Source organism: Nocardia sp. BMG51109 (assembly GCF_000526215.1).
GTDB lineage: Bacteria > Actinomycetota > Actinomycetes > Mycobacteriales > Mycobacteriaceae > Nocardia.
This window is the reverse complement of record NZ_JAFQ01000003.1, coordinates 1-16839: the sequence shown is the minus strand read 5'-3', so window position 1 is coordinate 16839 and position 16839 is coordinate 1. Positions and strand designations below refer to the sequence as shown.

At 69.5% G+C, this 16839-nt stretch carries 12 protein-coding genes, 2 pseudogenes and 1 riboswitch; of the genes and pseudogenes, 2 read left to right on the top strand and 12 right to left on the bottom strand.

Features of this window, described 5'->3' with window-relative positions:
- Window positions 1–38 precede the first annotated feature (38 nt).
- Window positions 39–698 carry a triacylglycerol lipase gene (locus D892_RS0100245; protein WP_232235932.1) on the top strand — a complete coding sequence of 220 codons (660 nt, stop codon included), beginning with the start codon at window positions 39–41 and terminating at the stop codon, window positions 696–698.
- A gap of 27 nt (window positions 699–725) precedes the next feature.
- Here the strand turns inward: D892_RS0100245 and D892_RS0100240 are convergent, their stop codons facing one another.
- The 4 genes from D892_RS0100240 to D892_RS0100225 all read right to left on the bottom strand — a co-directional run bounded on the left by D892_RS0100240 (window position 726) and on the right by D892_RS0100225 (window position 5617).
- The gene (locus D892_RS0100240; protein WP_024799327.1) at window positions 726–2105 is read right to left on the bottom strand and encodes an MFS transporter; all 1380 of its coding nucleotides are present in this window, start codon (window positions 2103–2105) and stop codon (window positions 726–728) included.
- Between the two features lie 30 nt (window positions 2106–2135).
- A complete protein-coding gene (locus tag D892_RS0100235; RefSeq protein WP_024799326.1) occupies window positions 2136–2801 on the bottom strand; it encodes a CPBP family intramembrane glutamic endopeptidase in 666 nt (221 codons plus the stop codon).
- A 142-nt stretch (window positions 2802–2943) separates the two neighbouring features.
- Entirely contained in the window at window positions 2944–4470 is a 1527-nt protein-coding gene (proP, locus tag D892_RS0100230) for a glycine betaine/L-proline transporter ProP (RefSeq protein ID WP_036566432.1), read from the bottom strand.
- Window positions 4471–4834: 364 nt separating this feature from the next.
- Window positions 4835–5617 (bottom strand): acyl-CoA thioesterase domain-containing protein, encoded by a 783-nt coding sequence (locus tag D892_RS0100225; RefSeq protein WP_024799324.1) that lies wholly within the window; start codon window positions 5615–5617, stop codon window positions 4835–4837.
- 142 nt (window positions 5618–5759) lie between these two features.
- On the opposite strand from D892_RS0100225, the gene D892_RS0100220 reads away from it, so the two are divergent.
- Entirely contained in the window at window positions 5760–5987 is a 228-nt protein-coding gene (locus D892_RS0100220; protein ID WP_156959307.1) for a hypothetical protein, read from the top strand.
- Between the two features lie 144 nt (window positions 5988–6131).
- On the opposite strand, the gene D892_RS0100215 is transcribed toward D892_RS0100220, so the two are convergent.
- The 8 genes and pseudogenes from D892_RS0100215 to D892_RS39970 all read right to left on the bottom strand — a co-directional run bounded on the left by D892_RS0100215 (window position 6132) and on the right by D892_RS39970 (window position 15170).
- A complete protein-coding gene (locus tag D892_RS0100215; protein ID WP_024799322.1) occupies window positions 6132–7766 on the bottom strand; it encodes an ABC transporter ATP-binding protein in 1635 nt (544 codons plus the stop codon).
- A 34-nt stretch (window positions 7767–7800) separates the two neighbouring features.
- Entirely contained in the window at window positions 7801–8640 is an 840-nt protein-coding gene (locus D892_RS0100210; protein ID WP_051498925.1) for an ABC transporter permease, read from the bottom strand.
- On the bottom strand, window positions 8633–9727 hold the full coding sequence (locus D892_RS0100205; protein WP_024799320.1) for an ABC transporter permease: 1095 nt from the start codon (window positions 9725–9727) through the stop codon (window positions 8633–8635). The genes D892_RS0100210 and D892_RS0100205 overlap by 8 nt, the downstream gene beginning before the upstream one ends.
- Complete coding sequence (locus D892_RS0100200) at window positions 9724–11328, bottom strand: ABC transporter substrate-binding protein (RefSeq protein WP_024799319.1); 1605 nt, start codon at window positions 11326–11328, stop codon at window positions 9724–9726. Before D892_RS0100200 ends, D892_RS0100205 begins: the two co-directional genes overlap by 4 nt.
- Window positions 11325–12404, bottom strand: coding sequence for an LLM class flavin-dependent oxidoreductase (locus tag D892_RS0100195; RefSeq protein WP_024799318.1), 1080 nt, complete (start codon window positions 12402–12404; stop codon window positions 11325–11327). The genes D892_RS0100200 and D892_RS0100195 overlap by 4 nt, the downstream gene beginning before the upstream one ends.
- A 4-nt stretch (window positions 12405–12408) precedes the next feature.
- Window positions 12409–13389: an ABC transporter substrate-binding protein gene (locus D892_RS0100190; protein WP_024799317.1), complete on the bottom strand. Its 981-nt coding sequence runs from the start codon at window positions 13387–13389 to the stop codon at window positions 12409–12411.
- Window positions 13390–13433: 44 nt separating this feature from the next.
- Window positions 13434–14169 (bottom strand): annotated as a pseudogene (locus tag D892_RS39975) (amino acid ABC transporter ATP-binding protein).
- A gap of 45 nt (window positions 14170–14214) precedes the next feature.
- Window positions 14215–15170 (bottom strand): annotated as a pseudogene (locus D892_RS39970) (amino acid ABC transporter permease).
- 13 nt (window positions 15171–15183) lie between these two features.
- A riboswitch (SAM riboswitch) is annotated at window positions 15184–15278 on the bottom strand.
- Between the last annotated feature and the right edge of the window lie 1561 nt (window positions 15279–16839).

Here is a 16839-nt window from a genome sequence, read left to right as displayed (position 1 = left end):
GGATACGTGCGCTGATGATCGTAATACTATGTGCTGCAATGGGTTTCGTAGCACCGCCCGTTGCGTCGGCGCAGGGCGCGAATCCCGTTCTCGTCGTCGGCGGCTTCGACGCCGACCCGGCCAAGCAGGAGTCGCTGCGGGGGTGGCTGGAGGCACGGGGATACGCGGCGTATTCGATGCTGTTGCGCGGCAACCCCACCGGTGCCGCGCCGATCGCCGAATCCGCCCAGGCGATCGCCGACGAGGTGGCCGCGATTCGCGTGCGGACCGGGGCCGAGCGGGTCGACCTCGTCGGCCACTCGATGGGCGGCCTCGCTCAGCGGCAGTACGTCAAGTTTCTCGACGGCGCCGGCCAGGTGGGCACCTACGTCGACTACGGCACACCGGAATTCGGCGAACCGCTCGGATTCCTGTGCTACGCCATCCACGCCGGCTGCCGCGACCTGTCGCCGGGATCGCCCTTCCTGCAACAACTCAACGCCGACCCGGCCGTCCCACCGGGACTGCCCGCCTACCATCTCTACACCGAGGACAACCCGCCGGAGCGCGGCCACCTGCCCGGCGCCACCAACGCCTCGGTCCAATCCTTCTGTCCCGGACGCCCTTTGTCCCACGGTGACGAGCCACTGGACGGAGCCCTGCGCGAACTCATCGACGCCGCGCTGCACGGCCGGCCCCTTGCCACGACCTGCCCCTGAGCGGAACATCCTACCGGCGGCCGGTATTCACTCGGCGGATGAGGGCCCGGCCGCCCGCGAAGACGGCGGGACAGCCTGGCCCTCGGCAATCCCGTTCGGGGCGCGGACGGGGAGGAGAGCCGCCAGGCCGACGCCCAGGACCAGCATGAGGCCGACGATTCCGGCTCGGTCGGTGCCGAATACGGACACGAACACCCCGAACAGGGTGGGCGCCAAGAACGATACGGCCCGGCCCGTGGTGGTGTAGAGGCCGAACAGCTGACCCTCGCGGCCCGGTGGGGCGACGCGGGTGAGGAAGCTGCGCGCGGCCGCCTGGGCGGGCCCGACGAACAGGGTCAGCAGCAGGCCGAATACCCAGAACAGCACGGGACCGGACACGACGAGCAGCGCGAGGCCGCACACCAGCATGGCGGCCAGCGAGGCGACGATGACCGGTTTGGGCCCGAGGGTGTCGTCGAGCCGCCCCGCGACGATCGCGCCCAGTGCCGCAACCACATTCGCGGCGATCCCGAACAGCAGCACATCGGCGTCGTCGATGCCGTACACGCGCACCGCGAGGACCGCACCGAAGGTGAACACGCCGGCCAGGCCGTCCCGGAACACCGCGCTGGCCACCAGGAATCCCACGGTCCGCCGGTCGGCCGCCCACAGCTCGCGCACGTCGCGCCACAGCACCCGGTAGGAGGAGAGGAATCCGGCGCGCGCCGCCCCCGGATCGGCATCGGTGCGCGGCAGTTCCGGCACCGAGAACAGCACCGGCAGCGCGAAAGCGGCGAACCACACGGCGGCCAGCACCGCGACGAGCCGGATGTTGAGCCCGTCCTCGGTCGGCACACCCAGCAACCCGCGGTTGTCGCCGTCACCGGCGATGAAGCCGAAGTAGCAGATCATCAGCAGCAGAATGCCGCCGAAATAGCCCATCGCCCAGCCGAATCCGGACACCCGGCCGACCGTCGCGGGCGTGGAGACCTGCCGCAGCATCGCGTTGTACGGCACGCCCGCCAGCTCGAAGACCGCCGAACCCAGGCCGAGCAGCAGCAGGCCCAGCCACAGGTCGCGATGGTCGTCGTGGACGAAGAACAGGGCCGCCATCACCAGGACCGTGCACCCGGTCAGCAGTCCGAGCGCCCGCTTGCGCCGCGCGGTGGCATCGAACCACTGCCCGCCGATCGGCGCGGTGAGCGCGACCACCAGCCCCGACAGCCCCAGCGCCCAGCCCAGCCACGCGCTGGCCGAGATGCCGCCGGGCAGGTCGTCGCCCACCGTGTCGGTGAGGTACACCGAGAAGACGAAGGTGAGGATCACCGCCTGGAACGCCGAGGAGCCCCAGTCCCACAATCCCCACGCCGCCACCTCGCGCCGGCCGGCGGCCTGCCCGACGGTGACTTGTCCCGGAACCTCGGTCATGTAGCGCAGAGTACGCAACCGCGCGCCGGGTCAGGCCGCACTCAGCCGGACCCGGTCGGCGCCGTGGTAGAAGTACTCCCCCAGGCCGACGGTGAACAGGAGCATCCCGTAGATCGAATGCTCGACCGACGCGGTGAACAGCGACCGCGTCCGCAGATACCGGGTCGCGAAGATCCAGCCGCCGATACCGCTGAGCGCCACCGAGATCCAGCTGCCGAAGGCGATGTGCACGTATCCGAACGCCGCGGCGCTCGCCAGCACCAGCCCGGCGCCCTCGCCGAAGACCGGCGCGTAGCGGTGGAACAGGAACGACCGGAAGATCAGCTCCTGCGGATACACGCTGAGCACCGGGTACAGCACCATCACCGCCAGCCACAGCCAGGGGTTGCGCCGCGGCAGCTCGAACAGATGCTCGCGCCGCACCGCCGCCACCGCGGCGGTCAGCGCCAGCGCGCTCGATCCCGCGAGCGCCGCCATCGGACGCGCCTGTGCGCGAAACGCTTCCGGGCGCCACAGCGAATCGCGGTCGAAGTCGGCCGAGCGCCGCAGGTAGCCGGCAACCGCCCCGCCCAGCGCGATCAGCCCGGGAATCGGGGACGTGCCGCGCAACCGGGCCCGGTACACGGTGGCGCCGCCGAAGAACAGCGCGGCATACTCGCCGCCGAGATACAGCCGACGCCACCGCCGAATCCTCATGATCACAACCCTAGTGACGCGGTCGCGGCTGGACCTGACGCGCGGGCGACGACGAAGGAAACACTCGGGGCCGGCAGTCACCGCAGGCTCCCTCTTCCCTGCTCAGCGGAATTCGAAACACCGTGGCGGCCAACCTCGCGCCCTACTGCCCGCTACCGCGCGCATTCATCTGGTTCAACGCCAGCTCGGAGGTGTCCACCAGCTCCTTCGCCTCTTCCTCGGTGTCGACCATCGGCTGCGAACCCTTCAGCGGCAGCAGCGACGACTCCTTCAGGAACAGCGCCGCCACCAGGCCGATCACGCCGGAGATCATCAGGTAGTACGCGGGCATCATCAGGTCGCCCGTGCCCTCCACCAGCGCGGCGTTGGCCAGCGGGGTCGTCCCGCCGAACGCCGACACCGCGATGTTGAACGAAATACCCATGGCGCCGTACCGAATCGCGGTCGGGAACAGCGCGGGCAGGGTGGCGGCGGTCGGGCCGGCGAAGCCCGCCAGCAGCGCGGCCAGCACCAGGATGCCCACCAGCGGCAGCACCCACCCGTCCTGCCGGATCAGCAGGAAGCACGGGTAGGCGAGCACCACCTGGGCCACCGCCGCGATCAGATACACCGGCCGCCGCCCGAAGCGGTCGCTGGCCCGGCCGACGAAGGTGATCAACGCCACGACCAGCGCCATCGAGCTGAGCACCAGGAGATCCGAGGTGGTGGTGGAGCGGTGCAGCGATTCGGTCATGTAGGTCGGCAGGTAGGCCGTCACCATGTAGTTGGTGACGTTGTAGAGCAGCACCAGCCCGATGCAGATCAGCACGGCCCGCCAGTGCCGGGTGAAGATCACCCCGACCTCCTTCAGCCGCCCCCCACCGGATTTCTGCTCGGACATCTCGCGGTCGTGCGCATCCAGTTGCTCCTGGTATGCCGGGGTGTCCTCCAGCTTGAGCCGGATATAGAGGCCGATGACGCCGATCGGCCCGGCGATCAGGAAGGGCAGCCGCCACGCCCAGGACTCCACGGTGACCTCGCCGAGGGTGGCGTTGAGCAGGGTGACGATGCCGGAGCCGGCGGCGTAGCCGGTGAAGGTGCCGAAGTCGAGCCAGCTGCCGAGGAAGCCGCGCCGCCGGTCCGGGGAATACTCGGCGACGAAGGTGGTGGCGCCGCCGTACTCGCCGCCGGTCGAGAAGCCCTGCACCATGCGGCAGACCAGCAGCAGGATCGGGGCGGCGATGCCGATCGTCTCGTAGCTCGGGATGAAGCCGATCGCGAAGGTGCTGGCGGCCATCATCAGCATGGTGGTGGCCAGCACCTTCTGGCGGCCGATCCGGTCGCCCAGCGGGCCGAAGTACAGTCCGCCGAGCGGCCGGACCAGGAAGGCGGCGGCGAAGGTCGTGAACGAGGCCAGAACCTGCACGCCCGTACCGACATTCGGGAAGAACACCTTCCCGATGACTGCCGCGAGATAGCTGTAGACGCCGAAGTCGAACCATTCCATGCAGTTACCGAGGGACGCCGCGGTCACCGCCCGCTTGAGCATCCCCGCGTCGACCACCGTGATATCCCGCAACGCCAGCGGCCGTCCGCGTCTGCGCAGGCGCCGGAGCACATCGGCTCGCACGTGACCGGGCAGGGCCTGCAAGACCTCACGCGCCGTCCGTCGGCTCCCGCTCTGCTCCATCGGCGCACTCCCCAACCTCGACGATCACGTTTTGCCCGACTACCTCGCCGCGCCGCCACCAAACTCGGCACCCATCCCGCACATCCGCCCGACCACGATATGCAGCGAACAGCTCGCTACCGAACAAGGCGCTCTCGTCCCGCGTGTCCGGCAGCGCCCCCGGTGACGGAATCGGTCGGCCGATACCGACCCCTGGGGACGGGGTCCGCTCGGCGGGTGTCTACCACGCGGTCACATGGCCGCGGGTCGACACCGCGGCGCCGTACCGGAGACCCACTGGTCACTCGTCACCGGGCGGCCGCCGGAAAGCCCTGTGGGGCAAGCGGTTACCGATACGCAGTGTTGCCGGCCGCCCGAATATCCGTCACTCCCCCGTGAAATCGATCTGGGCGGCGGCATTGGCGACCGCGGTGACCATCCCGGTGCCGATCGGCCCGCGCGAGTCGAACAGCGTTGCCGTGCCGATGGACAGCCCGCTGCCGGTCAGGTGGGTCTCGGCGCGCAGGCCGATGCGGTCGCCCACGGGGACGCGATCGAGGGCGACGGTCAGGTCCGCGTTGATGTAGCCGATGCCCCGCGAACCCCAGTTGGTCGCCAGGCTCGTGGATTCGGCGGCGACGACCGCCTGCACGAAGGGACTGCGCTCCTCCCCCTCGACCGCGCCCAGCGGCACCGTCCACAGGCTCTTCCGCCCGGCGTTCTGATGGTCGCCCATGGCCGTCGACCAGTCGTGGTCGCTGCGGAACCACCAATCCAGGCCGGCATCGGCGGGCGGGTCGAACGGATGCTCGGAATGCCATTCCTCCCCGGGCGGCGCCTCGGCCGCCCGGAGCTGGACCAGACGCGCCTCCGCCACCTCGACGTCCCCCTGGCACACCCGCGCCGAGGAAATATGAATCCGCCGCCCGGAGCGAATGGCTTCGGTGTGCACCTCCAGCGGTTGCCCCTTGGCCGCCTTGAACAGATCGATGGTGAACCGAGCCGGAACGAAGTCGGCCAGCCCGTACTCCCGCTCGAGCGAACGAGCCGCCGCAGCGCAGATGGCCGGCCCGTTGAGCATGTCCGCCCCCCAGCGCCCATATGCCCACTTCTGCGGAACATAACGCCCGTCGTCATCGACCGTGAACAGGGAAGGCATATCTGTCATACACCATATAATCCCGCACCGCCGACCCACCGTGCGCACCGCCCGGTCCCGCCGCCGGTCCCCGAAGCCGCAGGGTGCCCGGCGGCCCGGTGTCGCGAGACGCCCCCGGCGCCGAGGCCGACAAGCGGTTATGGTGCGGGGCATGAAGCGTTCTTTTGCAACGGTAACGATGGCGGCCGGCCTTCTGCTCGGCGGTGCAGGGTTCGCGCAGGCCTCCCCGCCGCCGCCGGCGCCGAACCCGAGCCCGCAGTGTTCCCTCCTCGGTGGACCGATCTGGTACGCGCAGCAGAAGCTCGGCATCGACCCGTACGGTCTGTCGCAGGCCCCGCTGGCTGTCGCGCTGCGCAACCTGTCGAATCAGGTGTGCTGAGACGGGCGCGGTAGCACTTCGGCCGGCTCGGACCGAGAGGTGTGAGCCTGCCGGTGGCCCCTCATGGGCAACCTCGACATCGCGCCTCGGTTCGACGACTGCCCGATCGGGGAACTCCCCGAGGACCGGCGGGTCGTGTGCCGCTCAGGCCGTGCTCTCCATCGGCGCACGGTCGACGGCGCCGGGGATCGCCGCCAGTAGTTCCTTCGTGTAGCCGTGCTCCGGTGTATCGAAAATATCTGCGACGGTGCCGGTTTCGAGGATGGCACCATCGCGCATCACCGCCACGCGGTCGCTGATCCGGCGGACCACGGCCAGGTCGTGGGAGATGAACAGATAGCTGAGGCCCAGATCGTCCCGGAGGCGTTCGAGCAGGTCCAGGATCTGGCTCTGGACGGAGACGTCCAGAGCGGAGACCGGTTCGTCCAGGACCAGGAGGTCCGGGTGCAGCGCCAGGGCGCGGGCGATGGCCACCCGTTGGCGCTGGCCGCCGGAGAGCTGGGCCGGGCGGCGGCCGGCGCTGTCGGCCGGGAGCGCGACCTGGTCGAGCAGCTCGCCGACCAGACGGCGGCGTTCGTGCCGATCACCGGCACCGAACGCCCGCAAGGGTTCCGACACGATGTTCGCCACCGTCAACGCGGGATTCAATGAGGTGTACGGGTTCTGGTAGACGATCTGGATGTGTCGTCGTAGCCGCCGCAGCGACCCGCCGCGCAGGCGCGTGATGTCGCGGCCGTCGAAATGCACCGAACCGCTGTCGGGTTCGGTCAGCCGGGCGATCATGCGGGCGGTGGTCGACTTGCCCGATCCCGATTCGCCTACCAGGGCCAGGGTTTCGCCCCGGTCGACGGACAGCGAGACGTCGTCCACGGCAGCGAGGGTGATGCCGCGGGCGATCCGGAAGGACTTGCGCAGCCCGCTCACCTCCACCAGCGGTTTCCGCGCGCGGGCGCGGGGCTCCCGCAGCGCGGTGTCCATACTCGGAGCGGCGGCCAGCAACTGCCCGGTGTATTCGTGCCGAGGGTTGCCGAGCACCTCTGCGGTAGTGCCGGTTTCGATGATCAGCCCGCGCCGCATCACCGCGATGCGGTCGGCCCGATCGGCGGCCACCCCGAGATCGTGTGTGATCAGCAGTGTCGCGGTGCCGGTTTCGGCCGTGCGCCCGGCCAGGTGGTCGAGGATGTGGCGCTGCACGGTCACATCGAGTGCGCTGGTGGGCTCGTCGGCGATCACGAGGTCCGGGGTGCACGCCAGCGCGATCGCGATGAGCACCCGCTGACGCTGGCCGCCCGAAAGATCCTGGGGATACTGGCGCGCCCGCAGTTCCGGACGGTCCAGCCCGGCCTCCGTCAGCAGCCGCACCGCCTCGACGGAGGCCGTGCGGCGGTCCGCCCGGCCGTGAATGCGCAGTACCTCGGCGACCTGATCGCCGATGCGCAGCACGGGATTCAGCGAGGCGGCGGGGTCCTGCGGGACCAGGCCGATCCGAGTTCCCCGCAGCCCCTGCAGGATTCGCTGCGAAGCCCGGTCCAGCCGCCGGCCCGCGAACTCGATCCGGCCCGCCGTCACCTCTCCTCCCGCACCGAGCAGCCCGATCACCGCGTGGGCGAGCGTCGACTTCCCGGATCCGGACTCCCCCACCAGCGCGACCGTCTCACCGGGACGGATGGTCAGCGTGGCATCGTCCACCGCCGTGACACGCGCCGCGCCCGTGCCGTATTCGACGCGCAGTCCTGCTATGTGCAGCAATGCTTCCCGATCGGTCTGCGACCCGCTCACCGCAAGCACCTCCCGCGTAGAACTTCGGCGGCCCTCACATTCGCTCCTGTCCGAAGGCGCGGCCGAAACGCTGGGCGGCCAGCACGACCGCGATGATCACCAGGCCGGGCAGGGTCGTCATCCACCAGGCCGTGGCCAGGTAGTTGCGTCCCTCCGAGATCAACGAACCCCACTCCGGGACAGGGGGTTTCGCACCGTAACCGAGGAAGCTCAGCGACGCGATCGCCAGCACCGCCACCCCGAACTCGACCGCCGCCAGCGCCGCCACCGGCCCGTACGCATTGCGCAGCACGTGCCGGGTCAGCACCGTGTACCAGCGCACCCCACTGGCGAAGGCGGCCTCGACATACGCCGTGCGCCGCACCCGCAACACCTCCGCGCGCATCACCCGCGCGAAGCGGGCCACCAGCGCCAGCCCCACGGCGACGGCCACCTTGCCGGTACCGAACCCCAGCACCGTGATCAGGGCCAGCGCCAGCAGCAGCTCCGGAACCGACAGCAGCACATCGATCACGCGCATGACCGCGGCGTCGACCACGCCACCGGCCGCGCCCGCCACCAGCCCGATCACCGAACCGGCGACCAGTCCGATCACAACCGCGAAAACCGTTGCGGTCAAGGATAATCCGGACGCGTGCACCACCCTCGTATAAAGGTCACGGCCCAGGTTGTCGGTACCGAACCAGTGTTCGAGGCTGGGCCCGCGCAGCTTCTCGGCCGGCACACCCACGAGCGGGTCGCCCCCGGCGAATACGGACGGCACCACCGCCCAGCCGAGCACCACGACGATCACCAGCCCCGACAGCACCACGCCGACGGACGTCCGCCACCGCGGCCGCGCAACCGACCCCCGCACAATGGAGACGTCAGTCATCAGCGCGCCCTCCCCGCCGACCTACCGCGGCTCGCCACCGCGTGCACGACCCAGACATCAATCCGTCCTCCCTCGGCTCCTTCTCCGGCACCGTCCGGGGATTCCGGCCGAACGCCCGCCGGAACGACGGACGCGCCTTCGCCGAACCAACTCCGGCAGTCGCGGCGACCCGCGGATCCAGCAGCGGATACATCAAGTCCACCACCAGGTTCACCAGCACGAAGGCGAGCGCCGTGAACACCACGACCCCCTGCACGATCGGTACGTCCTGGGCCTGCACCGCGGTCTGGGTGAGACGCCCCACGCCCGCCCGCGCGAATACCGTCTCGACCACCACGGAGCCGGCCAGCACGACGCCGACCCACACCCCGGCCACGGTCAGCGCGGGCCCGACGGCCGCGCGCAGCACGTGCCGCCGCTGCACCCACCAGCGCGAGGCCCCCTTGGCGAAGGCCACATCGATGAACGGCTGCCGCCACGTGGCCGACAGACCGCTGTAGAGCACCTGCGCGATGACCGCGCCCACCGGAACGGCCAGCGTCACGGCAGGCAGGATCGTCCCGTTCAGCCCGGCACCACCGAACGCCGGAACCAGCCGCAGCCGAAACGAAAACAACTGCAACAGCAGCAGTCCCACCCAGAACGTGGGCATCGCGGCGCCCACCGGCGGCACCGAGGTGAGCAGCGAACGCAACCACGGACGCTGCGTATACGCCGCCGCGACCGCCAGGGCGCCACCGAATACGACCGCCAGCACCAGGCTCAGACCGGCGAGAGCCAGCGTGGACGGCAGGGCCTCGCCGAACGCGCCGGTCACTGTCTGCCCGGTCGCCAGCGAACGCCCCAGATCACCCTGCACGGCGTGCGTCAGCGCCGTCCAATACTGTTCCAGCAGCGGACGATCCAGCCCGTACCGCGCCTTCGTCTCCGCGATCGCGGCGGGATCCAGGGGCGTGCCGGGGTTGGCGTCGATGGCGAGCTGCACCGGATCCGACGGCAGCAGATACAGCACCGCGAACGAGATCGTGAACGCCGCCCACAGCACGAACACCGCCTGTACCACCCGCAGGAACACGTACCGGGTCATCGGTGTACCCAGGTGTCGTAGAACTGCAGCCGGGACGACGCCTCGAATTTCAGGTCCGAGACCGCCGCCGACACGCCGATCGCCTGCGACAGCTCGATGGTCGGTATCCACAGCCCGTTGTCGAGCACCAGCCGCTGCGCGTCGCCGATCAGTTTCCCGCGCGCGGCGGCGTCGGTGGTCGCCTGCTCGCCGTCCAGCGCCTGATCCAGCGCCGGAATCGGCTCGCGCACATTGAGATTGCGCCCGTCGAGACCGAAGGTGGTGCGCAGGATGTCGCCGTCGGCGCGGGTGGTGTTGTAGTAGATCGCGTCGAAGTCCTTCGCGTTCTGCCGCGCCGTGTACTCCGAATCGGTGGCGGGCTGCAGTTCGATCTCGACGCCGACCTTGCGCAGTTGCTGCTGGGCCAGTTCGAGAATGGCCTGATTTCCGGCGAAGGCATGGCTGAACAGCACCTCGAACGACAGGCGCTGCCCGTCCTTCGCCCGGATCCCGTCACCGCCGGGCACCCACCCGGCGGCGTCCAGGGTGCGGCGCGAGGTGTCGGGGTCGTTGCCCAGCAGCGCCGAAAGATCCACGTAGTCCGGAGTTTTCGTCGCCAGCGAGCTGGTCGCGGGCAGGAACTGCGGCCCGAGCACGGTGTCCACCAGTTCCCTGCGGTCGAGGGCGGTCCGCAACGCCGACCGCACCGCGGGATCCCGCAGCGGCCCGCGCGTGACATTGGGCTGCAGCCCGAACGGAGTGCCCGGATTCGCGATGAACTGCACCGTCCCGCCCGATCCCTCGATCAGCGGAACATCCTGTGGCAGTGCGTCGCTGATCGCGTCGAGCTGCCCGGACGAGAGGCTGCCGGTCCGCACCCCCGACTCCGGCACCACGCGGAACTCGATGCCGTCCAGGTACGCCTCACCCCGATGGCCGAACACCGCCGAGCCCCAGTCGTATCCGGCGCGCTTGGCCAGCGTCGCAGAACTGCCCTGCCGGTAGTCGGTGTACACGAACGGCCCGCTGCCGATGTCGTCACCGAGGCAGCGTTGCTCGGCCGGCTTCGCGGTGGTGGCCTCCGACAGTATGCCCAACTGCGGCGTCGACGATGCCTGCAGGAACTGCGCGTTGGGCTCGGCGAACCGCACCTCGGCGGTGAGCGGATCGGGCACCGTGGTCCCGGTGTACCCGGCCAGATAGCTTGCCGCCAAAGGGGCCTTCGCCCCGGTGAGAGTGTTCACGACGGCGTCGAAGTTCTTCTGCACCGATGTCGCGGTGAGGGCGGTGCCGTCGCTGAAGGTGACTCCCGGATGCAGGTGGAAGGTGAACGTCCGGGCGTCCGGACTCACCTCCCAGCGGTCGGCCAGCCAGGGCCGGATCTCGCCGGTCGCGGGATCCTGGTCGGTCAGCGAGTCGACGATCTGCCGGGTGACGTACAGGGTCTGGTTGGTACTGGACTGGGCCGGATCCGAGCAGGTCGGCGCCAGCGACAGGCCGTAGTGCACGGTGCCGCCGGGCCGCGGCGGGCCCGCGTCGCCACCGGCACCGGAGTCGACACCACAGCCCGCCAGCGCTACCGTCGCCGCGAGCGTAGTGATCAGGGCCGCAAGGGCTTTCATCGATGATCTCCCAAGACATCGGAGGTATGGCGGTTCGCGCCGATCGGCCTGCTCGGAATGCGGCGGCGCAGCTCCGGCGCCACCTCGGACTGGAACAGCTCGAGGCTTTCGCGATGCTGCTTCTCGGTGAGACCATCGCTGTCGGCACTCATATGGATCACCTCGTGCCCCAGCGCCTCGTGGTAGAGCCCGACCTTGTCCAGCACCTGCTGCGGGCTGCCCACCAGCGCCGAGCTGCGCTCCACGAAATCTTCCAGCGTCTCGAAAACCGCCGGCGTGCCGAACTTCCGGGACACCGCCCGGCGCGCCTCGAAGATCGGGCGGTAGGCCGCGAGCGCATCCTGCGACTCCCGCGCCACGTAGAGTCCGGCGGTGCCCGCGCCGACCAGGGCCTCGGCCGGATCGTGCCCGTGGGCCGCCCAGCGCTCGCGATAGTGCGCGACCAGCTCCGCATAGGGCTCCACCGGGTAGGTCACATTCGCCGAGAACACCGGATCACCCTGCCGCGCGGCCAATTCCACGGAGTCCCGGCTGGTGGCACTGCCGTGCCAGATCCGCAGTCGCGGTTGCAGCGGCCGCGGCAGCGCCTTGGCGTCGGACAGCGGCGGCCGGAACCGGCCGGACCAGGTCACGCTCTCGCCCGCCCACAGCCGCCGGAACAGCTCGTACCCTTCGCGATTGCGATCCCATTGGTCCTCGGCCGTCACGTGGAACAGCCGTGCCTGCGCGGCGCCGTTGCCCTTACCGATGATCAGCTCCAGCCTGCCCTCGGACAGGTTGTCCAGCGTCGAGTAGTCCTCGAAGGCCCGCACCGGATCGAGCAGGCTCAGCGTGGTCACGCCGGTGAACAGGGCAATACGCGAGGTGAGGGCCGCGATATGGCTGAGCACCACCGGCGGCGCGGAGGACAGGAACGGATCCTCGTGCCGCTCACCCACGGCGAAGCCGTCGTAGCCCAGTTCCTCGGCCAGCCGGGCGCTGTCGACCACCCGGCGCAGCCGTTGCGCGGGAGATTCGGTGGCGCCCGTCACCGGGTCGGGTTGATGCGTAATCAGTGTCAGCAGCAGGAATTTCATGGCGTCACCCGGCCCGCCTCGGCAGTCCCACCGGATTGATCCGCGACTGCTGCACGGCCTCGCTCCGCAGGCCCCAGCGGTCGAGGACCTTCTGGTAGACACCGGTGTCGAGGGCGTGCTGCAGGGCCGCGTGCACGGCGCCGTTGAGGCCGTTGTCCTTCTTGGTGAGCACCGCGATCTCGGCCTGGAGTGCGTCGCCGGCGCCGGAGTACGTTGCGGCGATCTTCGTTTCGCCGGAGGTCGCCGAATGGTAGACGGCCACCGGGTTCGGCCCCAGGAATCCGTCGATGCGGCGCGAGGCCAGCGCCAGGTAGTAGTCGGTCTGCTGCTGGTAGTAGGCGATATCGATGGCGGGCAGGCCCTCGGCCACGTTGCGCGTGTTCCATTCGACCAGCAGCTGTTCCTGGTTGGTGCCCGCTCCCACGCCGATTCGCTTGCCCGCCAGCGACTTCCGGTCGGGCATCGCCCAGTCGGCGTCCTTCGCCACCTCCAGGGCGATAGTGTCCAGCCGGTAGGTGGCGAAGTCGTACTTCTCCTTACGTTCCTCGGTAACCGTCACATTGGATATGAACGCGTCCACCTCGCCCGAATCGATCCGGACGAAGTTCTGCGACCAGTCCGCGGCGGTCACCTCCGGCTTCAGCCCGAGGATGTCGGCGACCAGATAGGCGAAATCGACCTCCGAGCCGACGATGGTGCGGTCGTCACTGGCGTAGAACCGCAAGGGCGGACCGGTCTGGGAGGATCCGGTGACCACCAGCGTGCCGCGGTCGCGGATGGCCTGCGGCACCTGCGCCGCGATGGCATCGACCTTGTCCGCGCGCACCCTGCCGGACTGTTCCGGAGACAGGTCGAAGGTCTGTCCCTCCACCGTGCGGACCTCGTCGATGTTCTCGCCGTTGCCGCACGCACCGGCCAGCAGTGCCGCGGTCGTCAGTACTGCGGCCCATGCGGCGACACCTCGGCCGTGGCGGGCTGGAAACATGGTCGTGTCCTTTACATCCGGAATCGGTACGTACTCGACGAAGCTCAGAGCACGTGGGCCAGAAAGGCTTTCGTGCGGGGATGGGCGGGGTTGTCGAGCACTTCCATCGGCGGGCCCTGCTCGACGATCCGCCCGGCGTCGAGAAGCACGACGGTGTCGGCGATCTCGCGGGCGAACCCGACCTCGTGGGTGACGATCACCAGCGTCGCTCCGTCGTGGGCCAGGGTGCGGATCACGTCCAGGACCTCGCCGACGAGTTCCGGGTCCAGCGCCGAGGTCGGCTCGTCGAACAGCACGACGCGCGGCCGCAGCGCCAGCGCCCGGGCGATCGCCACCCGCTGCTGCTGACCGCCGGACAGCTGCCTCGGATAGGACTCGGCCTTGTCCGCCAGCCCGACCCGTTCCAGCAGGGCGATCGCCTCACCCTCCACCTCGTTCCGGCCGCGCCCCTGCGCGCCCACGGGTGCGAGGGCGACATTCGCGAGCACCGTGAGATGCGGGAACAGATTGAAATCCTGGAAGACGAACCCGATCCGCGACCGCTGCCGCAGGACCTCCCGCTCGCTCAGCTCGTGCAGTTTCGCGCCCTTGCGCCGGTAGCCGACGAGCTCGCCGCCCACCCGCACGGTGCCGGCGTCCACCTTCTCCAGATGGTTGATCACCCGCAGCAGGGTGGATTTCCCCGAGCCGGACGGCCCCGAGCACGGCGGTCACCTCGCCCGGACGCACGGCGAGGTCGACGCCGCGCAGCACCTCGTCGTGACCGAAAGACTTACGCACGCCCCGTAATTCGAGCGCGTACTCGGCCGTTTCCCCGCCCTGTCGTCATCGCCGCTCCTGTGTCGTGATCTCGGCGATCTTCCGGCGCACGCGCTGCCACGGCGTCGGGGGAAGTTCGCGCTCACTGCCTTTCGCGAAATATCGCTCGATGTAGTACTGGACGACGGTCAGGACCGTGGTCAGCACGATGTACCAGACGGTGGCCACCATGAGCAGCGGCACCACCCGGCCGTTGCGGCCGAAGATCACCTGCACCTGGTAGAACAGCTCGGCGATCGCCATCACGGAGACGATCGAGGTGCCCTTGAACAGGCTGATGATCTCGTTCACCGCATTCGGCAGGATGCCGCGCATGGCCCTGCGGGGCGACGATGGTGAAGAACTGCCGCCGCCACGGCAGGCCCAGCGATTTGGCCGCCTCCACCTGCCCCGGATCCACCGAGATGATCCCCGCCCGGATGATCTCGGCCGAATACGCCGCCTGATGCAGCGCCAAACCGATGACGGGCGGCGGTGAATCCGCTGATCACGCCGTTCACGTCGAAGGTGTACACGGCCGGGCCGAACGGGACGCCGAGGCTCAGCGTGCGGTAGAGATAGGCGATATTGAACCAGAAACAGCAGCTGCACGATCAGCGGGATGGACCTGAACGCCCAGATGTAGACCCCACGAAATGACCTGTAGCACAGGATTGTTCGACAACCTGCCGATGGCGAGGCCGATGCCGAGCGCGAAGGCCGAGCAGGGTGCCCCAGCAGGTTCAGCTCGATCGTCAGCCGCAGCGCCCGCAGCACCGAGTCCGCGGTGAAGTACGCACCGAAGGTCGGCCAGTCCCAGCCCGGATTGGTGACCAGGCCGTGCACGAACTGCGCCACCAGCACGAGCGCCACCGCCGCCACCCACCCAGCGGCCACGGATGCCAGGTGCGTGCTACCGGCAGGACGTCCCTCCCCTGCCGCGTCCGATGCCCGCTCGGCGCCGGTGCTGCCACGGTGCTCATACGTCGATCGATCCCTCCATCGGTCCCCGGCGGTAGCACCCACACCCGAGAGCCGGGGGGTTGCTGCGACGTCGTCGAGCCGGGTCTCTCGGTCGCTCTGGATGGCCGGAACATGACGCTAAACCGCGCTCGCCCCGGCGTCTGCATTCTCGATCGCGCTGAATCCAATTCTTGCCGGGGCCGGTTTTCGCGCCGACGGAGGGTTTTGCTCGCGCTGATCGTGACGCGGTGGCAGATCCGCGCCGCCGCCGGATAATTCGTGCGACGGGACGCCACCCGGCCCCGCACTCCTGTCCGTCAACGTCGTCCCGTCCCGTCAACGTCGTCCCTGTCCGTCACCGTCGTCCCTGTCCGTCAACGTCGTCGAGGAGCCCTTTGACCACGTCATCACTGCCGGTGAATCTCAAGCACGCCAAGGACATCCACCCGGACGTGGACGTTCCGCCTGCTGCACGAGCTCAATCCACCCGGAGCGCACGCTCTGGTCACCGGCCGAGCTGCGCCGAGCTGACCGCGGCGGTGGCCGATCAACTGGCCCACTCCCCTGCTGGACATTCGTCCGATTTCCGGCACCGGGCAGCGGTGGTGGAGCCGGCCTGGGGTCTCACCATGGGTGGTCGAATTGTGGCTGCCTGTCGTGGGGACCGGGCCAGGGCACCGAACCGCACGACCACGGCGGCGCGTCGGGGGCGTTCACCGTGACCGTCGGCCAACTCGACGAGCAGTATCGCCATCCCGGTAACGCGGTCCGCGACGCACGGTGGCGCGCCGGTGAAACCCGTCGCCTTCGGCCCGCAACGGGCACACTGGGTGCGCAACCCCAGCCACCACCCGCCCGGCCGCCTCGGTGCACGCCTACTCACCACCGTTGCAGCCCGTGCGGGAATACCACTCGCTCGACGATTTCGAGGGCATATGAGTTTCGAGGGCATATGAGCACGAACGACGAACCGGTACTGAACGTCGAGCAGCTGCTCGGGCGCGCCCGAGCCGGTCTGGACCGCCTCGACCCGCGACAGGCGGCCGAGTCGCAGGCGTCCGGCGCACTGGTGGTCCGATATCCGGCCGGAATCGAACCGCAAGGCGGAGGGGACGATTCCGGGCGCGCTGGCGATCGAACGCATCGTGCTGGAGTGGCGGCTCGACCCCGCGGGCGACCATCGGCTGCCGGGCCTGACCGGCGACACCGCCGTGGTGATCGTGTGCAACGAGGGCTACGCCTCCAGCCTCGCCGCCGCCACGGTGGCGGCAGCTCGGGCTGGCGCGGGCCACCGACCTGGCCGGCGGGTTCCGGGCCTGGAAGGCGGCGGGTCTTCCGGTCGACGGCGGGAGCGATGCCGACGGCCGCGATCCCACGGAACACCCGGTGCAGCAGTAGAATTCGAGCCCGCAGCGCATCGACCGAACACCCGCGAGACTCGAGCACACCCGCAAGATTCGGGCACACCCGCGAGGTTCGAGCACGCCGACACTCGAGTACGTCCCGCCTACTCCGGTCGGGCTACTCCGGTCGGGCCAGGTCCTTGGCGAAGCAGTGGGACAGTGGCAGCACCTCGTACGGCGGGAAGATCGGGATGCGGTGGTATCCGCTGCGCCGGTAGAAGCGAACGCGCGTCCGGCTGAAGGTGCCCGGTCTGCAGGATCACCCGTGCCACACCCTGTGCCCGCG